The following is a 420-nucleotide window of genomic DNA, read 5'->3' as shown; positions in this document are numbered from 1 at the left end:
TGGTCACCTGCATCATGATTCCGACGATGGAGGGAGTTGCCGAACGTGCCCCAGTAGTTCGGATCGGACCAGCCGTGCAGGTAGCGCCATTCATCGCCGCGTTTTGTCTTCTCGGCATCGTCGTCGCTTCCATGCGCGCGATTCCCTGTAGCGACCGCATCATCAAGCCTTTCGAGCGCGCGTTCATCGCCGCAGTGCTTGCGGGTGTAGTGGCGATGCTGTTGATCCCGGTCACCGCTGCGTTGGCACGCTCTCGGATGCCCAGCATCGGCTACACGCAATGCCATGCCCTCCAGGGCCAGCCCACGCTGTGGTTCACGGACTGGGTTCGCGATCCTGCGTGGTGCGTCAAGGGCAAGAGCCTGGATTGGGTGAACGAGCAGGCGAGAGCGCCTGCATCGAGTGCGACTCCCTAAATGG

General features: G+C 62.1%; 1 protein-coding gene. It reads left to right on the top strand.

All coding sequences use genetic code 11. The annotated features are described in order from the left end of the window. Window positions 1–416: hypothetical protein (locus tag GVL52_RS32350; protein WP_210254136.1), on the top strand; the 416-nt coding region annotated here is incomplete at its 5' end. Window positions 417–420: the final 4 nt, after the last annotated feature.

Origin of the sequence: Rhizobium sp. 18055, assembly GCF_902706285.1 — a bacterium.
In the GTDB taxonomy this organism is placed as follows: domain Bacteria; phylum Pseudomonadota; class Alphaproteobacteria; order Rhizobiales; family Rhizobiaceae; genus Rhizobium.
This window is presented reverse-complemented; position numbering and strand designations above follow the sequence as displayed.